Source organism: Marinobacterium halophilum (assembly GCF_003014615.1).
Taxonomy (GTDB): domain Bacteria; phylum Pseudomonadota; class Gammaproteobacteria; order Pseudomonadales; family Balneatricaceae; genus Marinobacterium; species Marinobacterium halophilum.
The window spans coordinates 94,203-112,274 of the sequence record NZ_PYGI01000009.1 but is presented as its reverse complement, the minus strand read 5'-3'; the positions used below and the strand labels follow the sequence as shown (position 1 = coordinate 112,274).

General features: G+C 55.2%; 5 protein-coding genes. 3 read left to right on the top strand and 2 right to left on the bottom strand.

Annotated elements, in window-relative coordinates:
- Nucleotides 1–54 precede the first annotated feature (54 nt).
- Nucleotides 55–1,170 (bottom strand): GGDEF domain-containing protein, encoded by a 1,116-nt coding sequence (locus CLV44_RS07905; protein ID WP_106591575.1) that lies wholly within the window; start codon nt 1,168–1,170, stop codon nt 55–57.
- 147 nt (nt 1,171–1,317) lie between these two features.
- On the opposite strand from CLV44_RS07905, the gene CLV44_RS07900 reads away from it, so the two are divergent.
- Complete coding sequence (locus CLV44_RS07900; protein WP_106591574.1) at nt 1,318–1,683, top strand: PilZ domain-containing protein; 366 nt, start codon at nt 1,318–1,320, stop codon at nt 1,681–1,683.
- 17 nt (nt 1,684–1,700) lie between these two features.
- On the opposite strand, the gene radA is transcribed toward CLV44_RS07900, so the two are convergent.
- On the bottom strand, nt 1,701–3,074 hold the full coding sequence (gene radA, locus CLV44_RS07895) for a DNA repair protein RadA (protein WP_106591573.1): 1,374 nt from the start codon (nt 3,072–3,074) through the stop codon (nt 1,701–1,703).
- Nucleotides 3,075–4,145: 1,071 nt separating this feature from the next.
- Here radA and CLV44_RS07890 point away from each other — a divergent pair.
- Entirely contained in the window at nt 4,146–4,856 is a 711-nt protein-coding gene (locus tag CLV44_RS07890; RefSeq protein ID WP_106591572.1) for a response regulator transcription factor, read from the top strand.
- Nucleotides 4,857–5,050: 194 nt separating this feature from the next.
- Complete coding sequence (locus CLV44_RS07885) at nt 5,051–17,845, top strand: DUF4347 domain-containing protein (protein WP_106591571.1); 12,795 nt, start codon at nt 5,051–5,053, stop codon at nt 17,843–17,845.
- The last annotated feature ends 227 nt before the right edge of the window (nt 17,846–18,072 follow it).

Below are 18,072 nucleotides of genomic sequence, written 5' to 3'. Positions count from 1 at the left end.
TGGCCACAACCGTGGTCGTCACAACCGGCTCCCGCTCGGGAGCCGGTCCTGTGCTCACGCCGCTGAACGTGGCCGCACGCTGTCCGCCACACAGGCGCGATCACGGCCACTGTCCTTGGCCTTGTACAGAGCTTCATCGACCCGCTGCAGCACACTGGAACGGTCTTCGCCCGGCATCAGCTCCGCAATCCCAATACTGGTCGAGAAACTGACCTCTTCCCCGGTTGGCACCCGCAGACGGCTCTGGTGACAGGCCTGACGGATCGAATCCGCTACCTCACCCGCTTTCCGAGCATCCATATTCGGCATCAGCATCAGAAATTCCTCACCACCGAAGCGCCCGGCCAAGTCCTCGTTGCGACGCGCATGATCACGCAGAATGCGGGCAAACTGCTTGAGGACAATATCACCCGCGGCATGACCGTAATGGTCATTGAAGCTCTTGAACTTGTCGAGATCGAACATCATCACCACCAGCATCTGACCGCTGTCTTCCGCCGCCTCGATATCTTCATCCAACTGGTCCATGACCTGACGCCGATTGGCCAGCCCGGTGAGCGGGTCCCGCGTGGCCTGGCGATACAGTACCAGCAACATGCTCAACTGGTTCACCGACGCCCACCCGGCAATGCAACCCAGTATTCCCAACAGCCAGAGGTCATTCAGGGATTCAACCTGACCGAATGTACCCAACCACAGTTGAGTCACCCACTCCACCAGAATCACGAAGACGGTGAACCCTGCCACTTCCAGAACGGTCAGCGGGAAGATGGCGAGCATGGTAATAATCATGAAAGGAAAGAACGCGTAACCGGCCACATGGCTATGGTATCCCTGCTGTTCAAGCACCCAGGTGCTGGCAGTCTGGAACAGTGTCAGTACCAGTACCAGCAGCAACAGCCGGATCAGCGAAACCTCCAGCCGGTAGGCATGGCTGCACCAGAGCGCCAACAGCAAACAGCAGCCACTCGTCGCCAGACGCGCGTAGGCAATCGAACTACTGACAGCCGCCGGCAACAGCAGCCAGTCGATCAAAATCCAGCCGCTTTGCAGCACCATCAACAACCAGGCCAGCAAACGCACCCGCGTAAACAGGTGATGGCTGCGTGTATGATTGAAATAACGCGAGTGTCGCCCCGCCACCAACAGGTCAGTCATAACTTCCCACATGCCTTATCCTTTTCGGAACTACCCGTGAACCGAACAGCCTAGGGCAACAGGGCTGATCATGTATTGATCTGTCGCAGCCAGTCTCCACAATGCGACGCCAGTGTAATACCATGCCTATAGCGAACCATAACTGCCAGGAGTCCGAGCGTGAACAATAATCAAGAACGCCGCCGCTTTACCCGCATCCCGTTCGATGCAGAATGCGAGCTGCACAGTGACAAGGGCTCGGCCGTCGTCCAGCTGATCGATATCTCTCTGCGCGGTACCCTCGTCGAATCGGAACAGCCTCTGCCGATCAAAATCGGCGACAGTGCCCGCCTGCATCTGTATCTGGCCAACGATATTCTGATCGAGATACCGGCAACACTGAACCATGCAGCCCCACCACAGTACGGTTTTGTCGCGGGCGAAATGGAGATCGACAGCATCACCCATTTGCGCCGCCTAGTCGAGTTGAATCTGGGTGATGAAGCCTTGCTGGAGCGCGAACTGGAACAGCTGATCGACGGCTAAGACCAACCGCGTCGGATTCAGATTGCGTCCAGCGCTTCGGACAGGGTTTTAACGCCGACCACTTCCATGCCCGGCAAGGTGTCGCGAGGCACATTGGCGATCGGCACAATCGCGCGTTTAAAGCCGTGCTTGGCCGCTTCACGGATCCGTTCCTGACCATTGGGCACCGGCCGTATTTCACCGGACAGCCCCACTTCCCCAAACACCATCAGTTCCTGTGACAGTGGCTGGTCGCGGAAGCTGGACACGATCGCCAACAGCAAGGCCAGATCGGCACTGGTTTCCAGCACCTTGACTCCGCCCACCACATTAACAAAGACATCCTGATCGCCGGTCATCAACCCGCCATGACGGTTCAGAACCGCCAGCAGCATCGCCAGCCGGTTCTGCTCCAGACCGACCGCCACCCGACGCGGGTTGGACAGGTGCGACTGATCCACCAGTGCCTGCAGCTCCACCAGCAGCGGCCGCGTTCCTTCCCAGATCACCATCACCACACTGCCGGGACTGGGCTCGCTGCCACGGCTGAGGAAGATGGAGCTGGGGTTTTTCACTTCTTTCAGGCCGTGTTCCAGCATGGCGAACACCCCCAGTTCGTTGACGGCCCCGAAGCGGTTCTTGTGGCTGCGCAACGTACGAAAACGGCTGTCGGAGGAACCCTCCAGCTGCAACGAACAGTCGATCATATGTTCCAGCACCTTGGGACCGGCCAGCGAGCCATCCTTGGTGACATGGCCCACCAGAAACAGGACGGTGCCGGTCTGCTTGGCATAACGGGTCAAGAACGCCGCGCTCTCGCGCACCTGCGAGACCGAACCGGGGGCCGACTGCACATCCGCCACGTGCATCACCTGGATGGAGTCGATGACGATCACTTTCGGCTGCAGTTCATTGGCCAGATCACAGATGGTCTCCACCGAGGTTTCCGACAGCATCTGCAGCTGGTCAGCCTTAAGCCCGAGCCGTGCCGCACGCATTGCTACCTGCTGCAACGACTCCTCGCCGGTGATGTACAACGCCGGCATGTGTGCGACCAGATGACACAGGGTCTGCAGCAGCAAGGTACTCTTGCCGGCACCGGGGTGGCCGCCAATCAGCACCGCCGAGCCCGGTACCAGCCCGCCACCGAGCACTCGGTCCAGTTCACCACTGCCGCTGGAGAAACGCGGCATCTCTTCCAATGCCACTTCACTGAGGCTGACCACCCGTTTCTGCGTCCCGGTACCGCCTGCGTAGCCTTCAAAGCGGGTACTGCGCGCACCGCCGGCATCGCTGCCCAAGCGTACTTCGGTGATGGTGTTCCAGGCACCACAAGCGTTGCACTGCCCCTGCCACTTGCGGTAATCCGCGCCGCAGTCATTGCAGACAAAGGCAGTTTTGGGCTTGGCCATGGGGTGTCTCCGGAGGTATTGGAAGGTATTTGGTGGGAAATGATTGTAACAAGCCGAGCTGAAACTCACAGGCTGTCATCTGAGCTATAGTAGGTTGATTATATAACGGACAAGAATTAATCAGCCAGTAAATGTCAACTGAATCAAACAGGTATGTAATAAAGGTCGCTGTTTTCCTACAGCAGGCTGCTAATGCCTCCTTGTCGAATGACCTGACTGGAACTCATGATCTAAGTGACGATTGGGTGCTAGATGTAGATGCTAAGACTAGTCCTCCCGTGACAAGTTTGCGGCGGTGATTGAGACCACAGCGATGAACAGGTCGCCGCCTATTGCCGTCAGCGGGGCCTGTAACCTGAGCAACTGCAACGTTGGCGTCATGATTGTGAACAAGCGGCCAGCCTGCCCTATGACGAGCGGCGTCGATCACACATACGGCAACAGCACCCAACCTAACGGCAGCTCAACAGCAGGTGTACGGCTTCGTGCAGTGGTACGACAACGAGCATCGTCACAGTGCTATCCGCTTCGTGACGCCGATGCAGCGCCATACCGGTTAGGACAAGGCCATAGGCCATACTGGCGAAACGGCACACCCTGAGCGCTGAAGCGGTGACTTCCGTAACTGGGAGTCGGGCCATTAGTGTCGTTGAATCCAGAGCGGAAAGTGATCACCGAGGCAGTGCGAATGGCTGCATAAAAATCAGACAGGGCGACAGATGCATTGACAGTTACCGCTCCCCGGGAAGTCTCGTTTACAGCCATAATCAAACCTGACGCAACATGGCTTCACTCCCAAGGCGCAAGGCCTGCAGGATTCAAGAGAAAAACAGGTACACATAACCCAGATTGAAAACAAAACACTCGTTCATACAGGACATCAATCTGGTATCTTTTCTATTGTATCAATCACAGCATCTGTATCCTTTCAGGTACAGCTTTATGGGATAGGACAGTAGCCTTCAACTCTACGAGCCGTTCGCTTCTGTCGAAGTTAAAACCTGTCGCATTTACTGTGTTACACCAGCGATGGATCCTGCTTCCAAGAACCTTGCTAGATGAGAAAAATATATGGCTAAAAAAACAGTCCGTATTGCCATTATTGAGGATAACGAAGACCTGAGAGAGGAGCTGCTATTTTTTTTTCACGCACAAGGTCACGCCGCTTGGGCTGCAGGAAGTGCAGAGGATTTTTGGAAACAATTACACATAACACCTGTTGATATAGTGTTGGTAGACATAGGTTTACCCGGTGAGGATGGGTTCAGCGTGGTGCATTTCTTACACAAGATCGGTCATTATGGCACCATCATTGTAAGTGCACGAGATGGACGGCAGGACCATATGCGAGGTCTTAACTTAGGCGCAGACCTTTATTTCATTAAGCCCGTTAACTTTGCCGACTTACATGAGGCCATACTCATGTTATGGAACAGGCTCAATGCAAAAGATATCAGCAAGCCACTAAATGAGCAGAAAAAGCAACCTTGGGACCTTTCAGATAGGGTATTGAAATCCCCACAAGGTGAAAGCTTAAACCTTTCCCCGCAAGAACAATTACTTGTCAGCTTCCTACTCAGGCACCGCAACTCGGTATGCAGCAAAGAGCGACTGCATGATGAGCTATTCGGATACCAGTCAGAGCCTGATACGCACCGCATCGATGTTATCGCCAGCCGGTTGCGTAACAAAGCTCGACAACACCGGTTTCACCTCCCTGTGCGCGCACTATTTGGCAAAGGCTTGACCTTCGTCGACAAAAACCATGATGATCCTGTTTAAAACGAGAGTTTTGAGAGTACTGAGACTGTCGGCAGCGTGCGGCTCTTTGGCATAGTCATGTAATAAGGTAGATAACGACAGCATTTGGTCAGCCACCATTCATAGCTTTGAGAATAACTGTGCCGTGGCCTGTACTAGAGCTTAGAGTTATCGCCTGCACCCTATGCCCGATATCTGACCACGGAGTGTCACGCATGTCCAAGTCCCTCACACAGTCATTCTATTTCATAGATTCAACATTGCCTGAGCTGGATACCTTGCTAGCTGGACTGCCACCATATGCCAAGGTCGTACTGCTGGAACCCGATCAAAGCGGTCTTCAGCAAGTGCTGACAGCACTGGATGGATACACTAATCTCGATGCGGTACATGTTCTGACTCATGGAGCCCCGGGCAGTATTGAACTAGGTAATAGCACACTTAACAGCGAGAGCTTGAGCGAGGCCAGTGATGCATTACAGGCACTGGGGACTCACCTGAATGAAGACGCCGACCTGCTGTTTTACGGCTGTGACGTTGCCGGAAATGATGCAGGCAAAACCCTCATCGAACAGATATCAGCGCTGACCGGAGCGGACGTGGCCGCTTCTGATGACCTGACCGGTGCTGCAGAGCTTGGCGGGGACTGGGAGCTGGAAGCGTCAGTAGGTGTTATTGACACGACGGGCATCAGCGCCTTCGACTTCGATGCTACCTTGGCATTGCCAGGCGCTCGTAGCGTCACCCAAGGAGGCGAAGTTTTTCTGGGCGGTAACTATCTTGAGTTGGGTATCAGCAGCACCGGGTCGTTTGGGACCGTGGGCAGCAAGCCGGCAGGTTTTTTTGGTACTAGTCAAGACAACCGTGTGGGCATGGGTAACGATGCCGATGGTTTTGGCAGCGGCCAAGACCTGCGCATCGATTACTTCATGCCGGGCTCCACCGAAGAACGTTGGTCAATCGGTTACAACGGTTCCCAGTATGGAGGTTTCAGCAAACTGAATGGCAATTCAGGTAATGCAACCTCATTGACGGATATAACGCTGACCGACACGTCGTCCGGTGACAACTTGAGTGTCACTTTTGCCGCTACGATCAGCAATACCCTGCGGGTGGAGCAGACACATAGCTTCGGTGTCGATGACAAGTTTTTCAAGACGACCGTTACCCTGACAAATATCACCGGCAGTACCTTGACCGATGTACGCTACATGCGCTCGTTTGACCCGGATAACACCGTATATCAGGGAGGCTCTTACACGACTATCAATAAAATTGAGAATACCTATGCCGAAGACGGCAAGGCCGTCGTTTCAGCAACCAGTATGCCCGACAGTTACAGTGACAAGGCTGGCGACACTGCAAAAATCCTGTATTTCTCGTCTGATCCGCGTGCATACGTTGCCAACTTCGGTTTTTCTAACTCCAACCCTTATGCGGCACCTGAACAGCCTAAGGGTTATACCACAACCTCAGATTCTGCCATTGCGATTGTGTTCAAAGGTGGCACGCTGGCCCCTGGGGCTTCGGTAACCTTTGAAAAGGCCAGTTCTTTGGATACCGCTGATATCAGTGAAACCGTCGCCGCAATTGAGGCCGCTTCCAATCCTGCGCCGACCTTTACGGCCTTTGATGCACCGGTCGAGACCTCAGACGAAGATACACAGGTTGAGATCACATTTAATGAGCTGGCAGCGCGCGGCAACGAGGCTGATCAGGAGCCAATACCGGAAGACGAACTGACAGAGGGTGGTCCTACACTGCGTGAAGGTACGGTTGATGCCTTTGTAGTCACCAGTGTCAAGAGCGGCACTCTCAAAATCGGTACCGACGCGGCCAGCGCAACAGCCTGGAATCCAGGTACTAATGATGTTATCGATGCCACGCACAGGGCGTACTGGACGCCAGCCCCTAACGCCAACAATGCTGAAAACGCAAGCCAGCCGATTGATGCATTTGATGTCAAGGCCCGTGACAGCGACGGTCTGCTCTCCAGTAGCCATGTGACCGCGCAGATTAATGTTACGGCCGTCAATGATGCACCGGTGATCGCTTCAGCGTCTACCAATATCACACTGGCGGCTATCAATGAAGATCAGGCGCTTGATAGCATCAATGGTGCCACTGTCAGCGAACTGGTTGGCCCCCGCTTCACCGATGTTGATGCCGGAGCACAGATGGGCGGCATCATTATTATTGATGATACATCGACGCCCGATCAGGGGGTTTGGCGTTATACGACAGATGGCACCAACTGGCACGATATTGACGCGGTTGCATCTAACAGTGGCCTGGCGCTGGCGCCAACAACCAAGTTGGCTTTCTTTCCAACAGCAAACTGGAATGGGACACCCGGTGGGCTGGTTATTCGTGTCACGGATGAGCAATACGTTGGTGGTTACACGGCTGGCGCGTCGCGTGTAGTGGAAACCGATGCTGAAGCCTCGGGTGTTTCTGCCAATTCCATCAATATCGTTACCACTGTCAATGTGGACAATGACCTGCCCATTTTTACCAGCACCGAGGGGGCTGCGTCACTTTTAGAAACCACGGGGTGGGATGATGCCGTTTCGGTGGATACCGGTGCATTGACGGGTGTGCTTAGCGGTACCGATCAGGAAGATGTCACCGAAAATGGCGGCAGTGTCGGCTTTACCATTCGTGGCGGCACTCTGACCGGTGATGTTGTAACCAAGTCCGGTTTTTATGGCAGTCTGTCACTGGATACTACTACTAACAAATGGACTTATACGCCCGGCAACTTCACAGCCATCAATGCTCTTGCAGCTGGAGCGACGGCGGTGGACACCTTTGAATTCAAGGTGTTCGACAGCGATGGTGGATCATCGATCCAGAGGTTGGATATCACGCTGAATGGCACGAATGATTTGCCGGTGTTGGCTGCCGTACTGAGTGATCAAAGTTTCGAAGGCGGTGGCAGTTTCAGCTGGCAAATTCCGGCAGATGCATTTACTGACGCTGAAGGCATCGACCTCAACTATAGCGTAGAGACGGTTACCGATGCCTCAGGTGAGACAGTGTCTGGCGATGGCTCTCTGCCTGCCGGGCTGTCATTTGATGAAGCGTCACGAACTTTCAGCGGTAATCCCAATGCTGACGGCACATATTTCATCAAGGTCACCGCGACCGACTCGGCCGGTGCAGTGGTAAGTGACGTATTTCAGCTTGACTTGAGTAACGTCGGTAACCAAGGGCCTCAGGTTGCAGCAGCGGTGGCGCCCCAGTTGGTGCTTGCGGCGCAAGAAGTGACCGAGGTCGTATTTGATGCGGCACTGGGTGGCCAGACGCTGACGTTTGGGGGGCATACCGTGACCTTGGGCAGTGCTGTTGACGCCGCGACAGTGGCGTCGGCAGTCTTGGCGGCAGGTAACACGGACAACTACGCAGTTGCTCCCAAGGAAGGGACAAGTGACACCCTGGTATTCACAGCCGCAGCAGCGGGTGACAAACTTGATACCTCCTATGAGGATGTCGTGACCATCGGCTCTTTCAACGGCAGTGCGACCGTTACCAAGGTGAAGGATGGTGACACGGCACAGCCTGAAAGCTTTATTCTAACGCTGGACGATGGTGCTGGTACTGAGACATCCGGTCTGGCAGGCCAAACCGTGATTTTTGACGGCACTACGGTCACACTCGTGGATACGGATGCTTCAGGTACGGTTGAGGCCTCGGAAATAGCCGAACAAATCAGCGGGCAGACTTTTGACAACTGGATTGTAGCTAAGGTGGATGGGCAAAATGCTGTTCGCTTCGAATCAACCGCCGGCGACCAAAACCTCGAGGATATCCTTGACAGCGATTTCAGCGGAACACTGAAATCAAACGGCATATGGGAGACGCAGCTTACAGTTACTGATGGCAACGATGGCCTTGAAGTGTTTGAGGTTCAGTATAGTGGTGGCTATAGCGGCTCTACATTGACCTTTGATGGAGTAACCGCTACGGCCGGAACAGCTGTTTCAGCCGCCGATGTTGCCAGCACAGTCATTTCAGCCAGCGACAACTTTGCAGCTCATAGTGCGACTGCCAAGGATGGGGCTACGGATACCGTCGTGTTCACGGCTGACACCGCAGGTGAAAGTGCGGACATCACGGCAGAAAGTTTTACCGGTACCTACATTAATTCAGGCACCGGAACGCCAACCGTTACCATCACGACCATTGGTCGCGACTGGGCTTTCCAGCTGCCAGCAGGCACCTTCGTTGACCCTGAAGGTGATGCGTTGACTTATGAAGCGCAGCTGGATGGTAGTCCGTTGTCCGATACGGCAGCGCTGACATTTGATGCAGCTACGGCCACCTTCTCGGGTGATGGCAGTGCGCTGCCTTCAGGTGTGCTCACCGTTATTGCCACGGATAGCGTTTCAGGGTTGTCAGCCAGCACCAGTATTAATCTGTCACTGGGTAATACAGCAGATACAGGGGTGACAGCGGGCACGGCCATTACGGACCCATCCTGGAACGGGGATGGCCACTTCAGCTTCCAGGTGCCGGCTGACGCTTTTGCGTACAGTGAAGGTGACACCGACGGGAATGCGCTTAGCTACAATGCCACCCTGACCGACGGCAGCGCACTGCCTGCTTGGCTGAGCATCGACCCGGTGACCGGCACGCTGTCCGGCAACCCGGTGCATGATGTGCCATCAACCCTTGATATCAAGGTTACAGCAACCGATAGTAATGGCACGGAATCGTCAGCATCCCAGACCTTCACATTGGTGCTTGCCAATACCAATGATAGTCCATCGACGACGACATATTTGCCGGATGTTACTGTTAATGCTGGTGAATCGATCAGTCTCGATGTTGGTGACAATCTGTTCCAGGATCCAGATGGCCACATCAGTGGCGATGGTACGGCCGGGGCAACGGATGCAACATCCGGCATCACCTATAGCGCCCAGGTCAGTGACGGCCAAGGAGGCTGGCAGGCGCTACCGGCTTGGCTTAATTTCGATCCAGACACTCATGTTCTCAGCGGTAACCCACCGGCGGGCACACCCTACCTTGATATTCGCATAGTGGGTACCGATGCAGCGGGTGACGCTGCGTTTACGTCTTTCAAACTGAACATGGCTAGTGGTGCAGCGGCAGCGGCAGCTCCCAACGACACTGGCACTCTGGGCGCTATCACGGATGACAATGGTGGTGCTGTTGCACTGGGTGATGTTTTGACCGCTCCTGAACCGAGTGATGGCGACGGCTTCACAGCGAGTGAGGTGTTGTATCAGTGGCAGGTACGTGATCGTATTGACACTGAACCAGACACTTATGGTGAGTGGGTTGATATTGCCGGTGCAGATGCCAAGACATTCACGGTGACGCAGGCAGAGTCAAGCAGCCAGATACGTGTACAAGCCTTCTATACCGATAACGGTGGGTACGCAGAAGCTCCCGTATCCGATGCGTTGACCGTGCCGGCACTGAATGTGGCGGGAACGGCCGTCATGACCGGTTCGCCGAGTCCGGGTGAAACCTTGGTCGTGACCCTGAGTGACTCGAATGGCCTTGCCAAGGCTACACCGGTTTACCAATGGTATCGTTCCGATGACGCAGCAGGCGAAACCAATAAGGTTGCTGTCGGCAGCAACAGCAGTGCCTACACAGTCACCAATGATGATGGCGGCAAGTACCTGAGCGTATCGATCAGTTACACCGACGACGAAGGCACGGCCGAGACGGCTGCCGCCACCTCCACGCAGATTCAGCTCGGTACGGTTGCCCCAGTTGCAGTTGATGATGCTGATACCGCGACTGAAGCGGGGGGGCTTGACAACAGCACGCCTGGCACAAACGCAACCGGCAATCTGTTTGCCAATGATACCGATGCCAATGCAGACGATACCCAGACCTTGACCACCGTACGGTCTGGTGACAAGGAAGGGTTAGGAACCGTTGGCCTGCTGGCAGGTAACGAGTATGTGATTACGGGTAGTCACGGCACCCTGCGGGTCAATAAGGACACCGGTGAATACACGTATACGGTGAACCAGTTTGGTTGGTCCGTGGAAACATTGCAGGCCGGAGAAACGCTGACAGATAGTTTCAACTATACGCTGACCGATGCCAGCAACCTGTCTGATACGGCTGTTTTGACAATCGAAATAGAGGGGGCCAACGATGCACCGTCCGCGCGTGACTTGCCGGATAGTGTGACTGTTGTGGAAGATGCTCTCACTGCGATCCCCTTCAGCACGCCCTTCGGGATGACAGATCTGGACAGTGATGGCACCTTTACGGTTAAGCTGAGTGCGTTTGCCGGCAAGTTGAGCGGTGCCAGCGGTGATGCAGGTGCAGGTACTGTCACGGTGACCGGCAGTGAAAGCAGCACACTGACACTGACAGGGGCATTGAATGCGATTAATACCTGGCTGAACGCCGCAGACCAGCTGTATTACACCGGGGCGCCTAATGCTAATGGTGAGGGGGCTGACACTCTGACCCTGACGGCAGCAGATGATAATGGGTCCGGTAATATTACTCTGGGTACTGTGGTAGTCGATATCACCGCTGCCAATGACGCCCCCATCCTGGATCTTAATGCCGATAACAGTCTGGCGGATGGTGTGGTGCAAAACGATGCGTTGTCCGCGGGGGCCGACCTCCTGGGCAATGATCATGCAGTGGTTTTCCGTCCGCGTGGCGAGGCCGTCAATATCATTGACAGTGATGTTCTCATCACCGATATAGATGGTGATGCCACCTTAGTCGGTGCAACCGCCGAAATTACAGCGGGTGACTGGGACAACAGTTTCACGATTTACGAAACGCTCAGCTCAACAGTGGGCAGCAGTTATGTAGGTGCCAGCGGCACGATCACCATTACGGGCAATGGTACCGGTGAAAGCGGGCTGGTTGGTGCAACCAAGCTTAACCTGAGCGGTGAGGCCAGCCATGCGGATTACCAATCGGTTCTGCAGAGCATCCAGTACAACAATACTCTTGACAGTGCGTTTGCAGGCAACCGTGCTATTACGATTTCTGTATTGGATCAAGCCACCGGGGACGGTGGGCTGACATCAAATGCGGCGTCGTTCACGATTGACGTGGGCAATGGCGCTATTACTGTCGGACAGAAAATTTATATCGATGGAGCCGACAGCGGTCATACCGTAGCGGAGGTTATCGACAGCACTCACTTTACGGCTTCAGGCCCACTGATCGGATTGGCGGATGGCGCAACACTGAGTTTTACTCTGGATGGCAGCACTGTGACCACGGCGACGGCAAAAGCGGATCTGGCTACAGGCGCTTATGTTGCCTCCTCAGCCACGTCGATGGTCCAGGTGCTCTGGACGCCAGTGGTCGATTTGAACGGTAGTACGGCCGAAGGCACCAACCATTCAACCAATTTCACCGAGGGTAACCCCGGCACTTATATTGCCACCTCAAATGCTCAGGTCACGGATCAGGACGGTAACCTGAATACACAAACCGTGCAGCTGACCAATGCACAGGACGGAGCGGCGGAAACTCTGTTCATGGGAGCCACACAAGTGGCCAACCTGGCGAACAATCAAATTACCACCACCTTTTATGACGCCGATGATAACGCCATCAACAACGGCGACCCCGGTGTTCACAAGATTGTGTTCAGCGGTGACAAGGATGCCACTTTCTTCCAGCAGGGGTTGCGTGCAGTACTGTACAAGAATACATCTGATAATCCCGACATTACGCCGCGAGAGGTGACGGTTAATATTGTTGATGCTGCCAACAACACGGGGGTGCCAGCATCGACCACCATCGGCATCACCCCCGTCAACGACGCTCCGGTTAAAGGTGGCGATACTGCGGGTGAGCTGGATGAAGGTAGCGTTTACGTCTTCACCAGTGCCGATCTGAGCAGCACCGATGTCGATAACGACAACGGCACGCTCAAGTACGTGCTGACCTCAACGCCCGCTCAGGGCACGCTGTTCCGCGACACCAACAGCAATGGTGTCGCCGACGAGGGCGAGGCGATCGCCACGGTTGGTGCCAGCGATAGCGTGGGCGCGATCAATGCCATTGGTACCGACGGCTACGTCACTCAGGCCGAGGTGGATGCGGGTCAGATCAAGTACGCCCACAATGGCCAGAACCCGGACGGCATTAATCCAACTGGTGCCGACAGCTTTGGTTTCAAGGTTGTCGATGGCATGGAAGACTATGCCTTTGCCGATATTGCGGCCAACCAGGCAGGCGACGTTACCCTGACCATTACCGAAACCGATGATGCGCCCACCGGCGAGCCGGTCATTACCGGCGAGATGACGCCGGGTGAAGTGCTCACGGCGGACGTTAGCGGAATTGCCGATGCCGACGGGCCTGACAACCTTATTTTCAGTTATCAGTGGCAAACCTTCAACGGTACAGCCTGGGATAACGTTGGCACCGATGCGGCCAATTACACATTGGAAGCAGCCGACCAGGGTAAACAGGTCCGTGTACAGGTTAGCTTTGACGACGCGCTGGGCCGGACCAATACCCTGAACGGTGAAGCGACCGGCACGGTGGCATTCACCAATACAGCGGCCACAGGGCCTGTCACCATCGCTGATGATGGCACACCACAGCCAGGTGAAACGCTTACCGCCGATACCTCTGCTATTGCCGATGCTGATGGATTGGGGCCGTTCAGCTATCAGTGGCAGGTCAGCACGGATAACGGTGCTACCTGGGTGCCTGTAGAAGGAGCAACTGCCAAGGCGTACAGCCTGCCGACTGATGCCGCTGAGGGTGCACAGTACAAGGTCGCTGTCAGCTTCACCGATGGCCGCGGCAATGCTGAAGCGCTGGAAAGCGGTGTCACAACCGTGCAGGCACCGGATGCCACAGTGGATGTAGCACCATGGCTGACGGCAACCGGTGAAAACCCAACGCTTATCGACGGCAGCCAGGTGCTGTTCAGCGATGTGGTTGCCGACACCGTGGAAGACGGTCAGTTGATTACTCAGCTGACCCTGACGGTCACCGGCTTGGCCGATGGCCCGGATGAGCAGCTGAGGGTTGATGGTGAAGCAATCGGCTTAACCGATACCAATACCGGTACCACAGCCACGGGGGCGATTGGGTATGCCGTCGCCGTAACCGTAACCGGTACAACCGCTACGGTAACCCTGACCCACTCTGGCCTCACTGAAGCTGAAGCTGGGGCGCTGGTAAGCAACCTGGCCTACGTCAACAGCAAGAATGACGGTGCCGAACCGCCAGCATCCACTGCAACCGCTGGATTGCGGGTAGTGACGCTGGTCAGCCTGCAAGACACTGGTACGGGCGACAACACGGGGCTCATTGGCCTGAGCTCAACGCAGGATGTCGGAGACTCCCTGAGCGCGGAGCCTTCCAGTAATACTGCACCAGTAGCAGCCGGTGATCTCAATGGCGTGGTCAACGAGGGCGAGTCAGTGACGCTGACGTTGACTGACCTCAACGGCACCGATACCGAGCAGTCGGGCCTTGGTGTTCAGCTGACCAGCGACACCACCCATGGTGTTCTGTTCCGCGATACCAACGGCAATGGCACTGCGGATGCCGGTGAAGCACTGACTGCTGGCAGTACCTTTACGCTGGCCGATATCGACGCAGGCCGTATCCAGTATCAGCACGACGGCAGCGAAACCACCGCGGACAGCTTCAGCTTCCATATCAGTGACGGGCTAGCGCTCAGTGATGCTGGAACCTTCAACATCGCCGTGAACCCGATGGATGATGCGCCGACCCTGACGGTCACGGCAGCGGGTACCAGTTCCGCACCTGTCAGCTTTACCGAAGGCGACGCCAGTGCCGCAATGCTGTTCAGCGGTGCCAATGCAGACCCGATCGAGGCTGATGAAAATATCACCGGCCTGACAGTGATGGTGAGCGGCCTGAAGGATGGAACAGCCGAACACCTGGTTGTCGATGGCGCGAGTCTCGCCCTTACAGACGGTACAACAGGAATCACAACGACCAATGAGGTTGGATATAGTGTTGTGGTGACCGGCGGTACCGCTATGGTTACCCTCAGCAAAGATGCTGATGAGGCCACCTGGAATAGCCTGATTGATGGTCTTGCCTACCAGAACACCAGCGAAAATCCGACTGAAGGCAGCCGCACGGTTACCCTCACCAAAGTGACGGAAACCGGAGATAACAGTACAGACGTTGCTATTACCAGCCATGTTTCGGTCAGCGCCGTCAATGATGCACCGACATTGGTCGCGAATGGCTTCACGGTCGCTGAAGGCGGCTCAAAAACACTGACGACCACCGATATTGTGGCCGCAGATGTTGATGATGCTCTCAATACGCTGACCTACACGCTTGCATCGGTACCGGACAGCGGCACTGTTTACATCGATGCCAACGGTAACGGCGCGCAGGACATCGGTGAAGCCCTGATAACGGGCGAGTCCTTCAGCCACAGTCAACTGAATGCCGGCAAGGTGCGCTATCAGCATAATGACGATGAAACGGATGATAGACTCGCCTTGAGTGTAAGTGATCCGGATGCGGCAAGCGCAAACGCAACGCTGGATATCACCCGTACCGCCTTCAATGATGCGCCCGAAATCCGCGGTTTGAATACCGATATTCTGGGCTACCCGGCCAATTCCGGTGCCCAGACGCTGGAGCAAGACGGCGACGTTGTGATCAATGACCCGGATTCTGCCAACTTCGATGGTGGCAAGCTGCAAGTCTCGATTACCTTCAATCGTGATCCTGCTAATGACCTGCTGAGTATCAAGAATATCGGTACTAGCGCTGGGCAGATCAGTGTTGATGGCAGCAATGTTTCCTATGCAGGCACCATTATTGGTACCTTCGCTGGCGGCAGCGGCACTAACGACCTGGTGGTAACTTTTAACACGAACGCCACACAGGCAGCGGTCGCGGCACTGGTCGAAGCGATTCAGTTCACCAACGACCAGGAAAATCCGGTCAACACCTCGCGTACCGTGAGCTTTGCACTCAGCGACGGTGATGGCGGCCAGTCTCAGCCTGCAGCTGTAAACGTGAACATTGCCACTGGCGTCACCCCCAGCATTTCGATCGCCAACGGTTTCTTCGTGGTCGAAAATTCGCAGCAGGTGACGGCGCTGTCAGCGGTTGATCCGAATGGACGCCCGATTACCTTCAGCATCAGCGGTGTTGATGATGGGGCCAACAACCCGGACAGTGGGCTGTTTGAAATAGTCTCGGGTAACTTGCTGCGCTTCAAGGGGGCGCCGGACTTCGAAAACCCGACCGACAGTGGTGCGGACAACGTTTACAACGTGATCGTGCGTGCGACCAATGATGAAGGGTCTTATGCTGAACAGGCCTTGGCCGTCACCGTGCTTGACCAGGAACCGGAGGATGCAGCCGTCGGCGATACCAATGGCCCTGCCTTCGGCTTTGCAACGGTGAACGGCAACAGTCTGGTGATGACCTACACCGATGCCAGTCCATTGGCGTCTGCCAATCTGCCACCTGCCAGCGCCTTTGGTGTCAACGTTAACGGCTCTGTGGTTGCGGTGAATACGGTCAGTGTTGATGCGACAGCCAAGACCGTAACACTCACGCTTGCCAGTGCCGTCCAGGCCGGGCAAACGGTAACGGTATCGTATACGGACCCCACGGCTGCAGATGACGCCATTGCCCTTCAGGACAGCGCGGGGAATGATGCCCCAAGTCTGGTGGATGCCAGCGTCAGCAACATCACCCCGAGTACAGGAGGCGGTGGCACTAGACCTGTTCCTCAGCCAGAGCCGGAACCGGAACCGGAACCGAAACCAGAACCAGAACCAGAACCGAAACCAGAACTGCCCGATGAAAGTGAGTGGGGCGATATGCCGGATGACGATGGCGATGGCATTCCTGAAACAGTAGAAGATTTCGTACCGTCCATTGGCGGTACAACAATCGGTGACGGTAATGGCGATGGTGTAGCTGACAGCAGCCAGCAAGATGTCGCCTCAGTGCCGTTCCGTGACACACCATTGCCGTCGCAAGAGACCAACGCTGAGCCTATTTTTGTCTCATTAATCGGCGGCAGCAGTAACGGTAAGACCACATATAGTGGCACCAAACTGGCCAATGTTCAGCAGCTGGATAAACCTGATGAAGCTCCTGATGAACTGAACATGCCTCTTGGCCTAATCTCTTTCGATGCCAATATCGAAGAAATAGGTGCAACAGAGACTTTCAGCCTATATGTGGATGATTCAGTCACTGTGAATGGTTACTGGAAACAGAACGCAGCGGGCGAGTGGGTCAACCTGGCATCAGCCGAGTATGGCGGCAACATCGTGTTGGAAAGCGGCAAATTGCGTCTGGACTTTACCCTGACTGACGGGGGCGAGTTCGATGCTGACGGCATCGCCAATGGCGTGATTAAAGATCCGGGAGCACTGGGCTTTGGCAGCGATACACTCAGCGAACAGGTTCAAGCCTTGTATATCGCCTACTATCAGCGTCCAGCAGACAGTGCAGGGCTGGTTTACTGGACTGATTACCTGGCTGAACACAATGGCAATACGGAAGCGATGGTTGACGCCTTTGCACAGTCTGAAGAATCACGGGCCTTGTATGGTGATATCACGGATACCAGCGTGAACGGCTTTATCGGTGACCTTTATCAGGCATTGTTTGACCGCTCTGCCGACGCGACAGGCATGGCCTTCTACGCAAATGCCTTCATTGATGGCGCTTACCAAGACGGACGTCCCGCAACGGCAGGCACATTGATGTTGGACATCCTTCAAGGTGCCCAAGGTGATGATGCCAAAGCCATTTTCAACAAACTGGAAGCGGCTCAAACCTTCACCTGGTTACTGGACCCCGACGCAGATGGTAACGTGCTGGCAACCTTCGATGCCACTGATCTCAACAGCGTGCGCATGTGGCTCCAGGACATTACGGCAGAAGCCGGAGCACCTGGGATAGGTGATACTCATAGCCTGATTCGCAATGACGTTGCCGAAGCCGGTGAGCCGATCACACTGGTTGGCGCAGGGGGCGTCCACGAACTGGTGTTCTAATCTATATTTCTATTCATTCCCATCCATACCGAGGGGGCTCTGACGAGCTCCCTCATTCCATGCAATATCCGCAATCAAAACATCATAATAGTCACTACCATACGACCCCAGAGGCTTACAGACCCGGTCCACTTATCAGCCTCCCCTCTACACAAAATCACGTCAATACTCCGTATCCATACCTGCTTTCAATGAGGGAAATCTCTTTTGCGAGACCTTTCTCTTAC

What these genes read in the sequence shown, in the direction of transcription:
- CLV44_RS07905 (WP_106591575.1), bottom strand. Translation starts at nt 1,170, where the DNA reads ATGTGGGAAGTTATGACTGACCTGTTGGTGGCGGGGCGACACTCGCGT.
- radA (WP_106591573.1), bottom strand. Translation starts at nt 3,074, where the DNA reads ATGGCCAAGCCCAAAACTGCCTTTGTCTGCAATGACTGCGGCGCGGAT.
- CLV44_RS07890 (WP_106591572.1), top strand. Translation starts at nt 4,146, where the DNA reads ATGGCTAAAAAAACAGTCCGTATTGCCATTATTGAGGATAACGAAGAC.
- CLV44_RS07885 (WP_106591571.1), top strand. Translation starts at nt 5,051, where the DNA reads ATGTCCAAGTCCCTCACACAGTCATTCTATTTCATAGATTCAACATTG.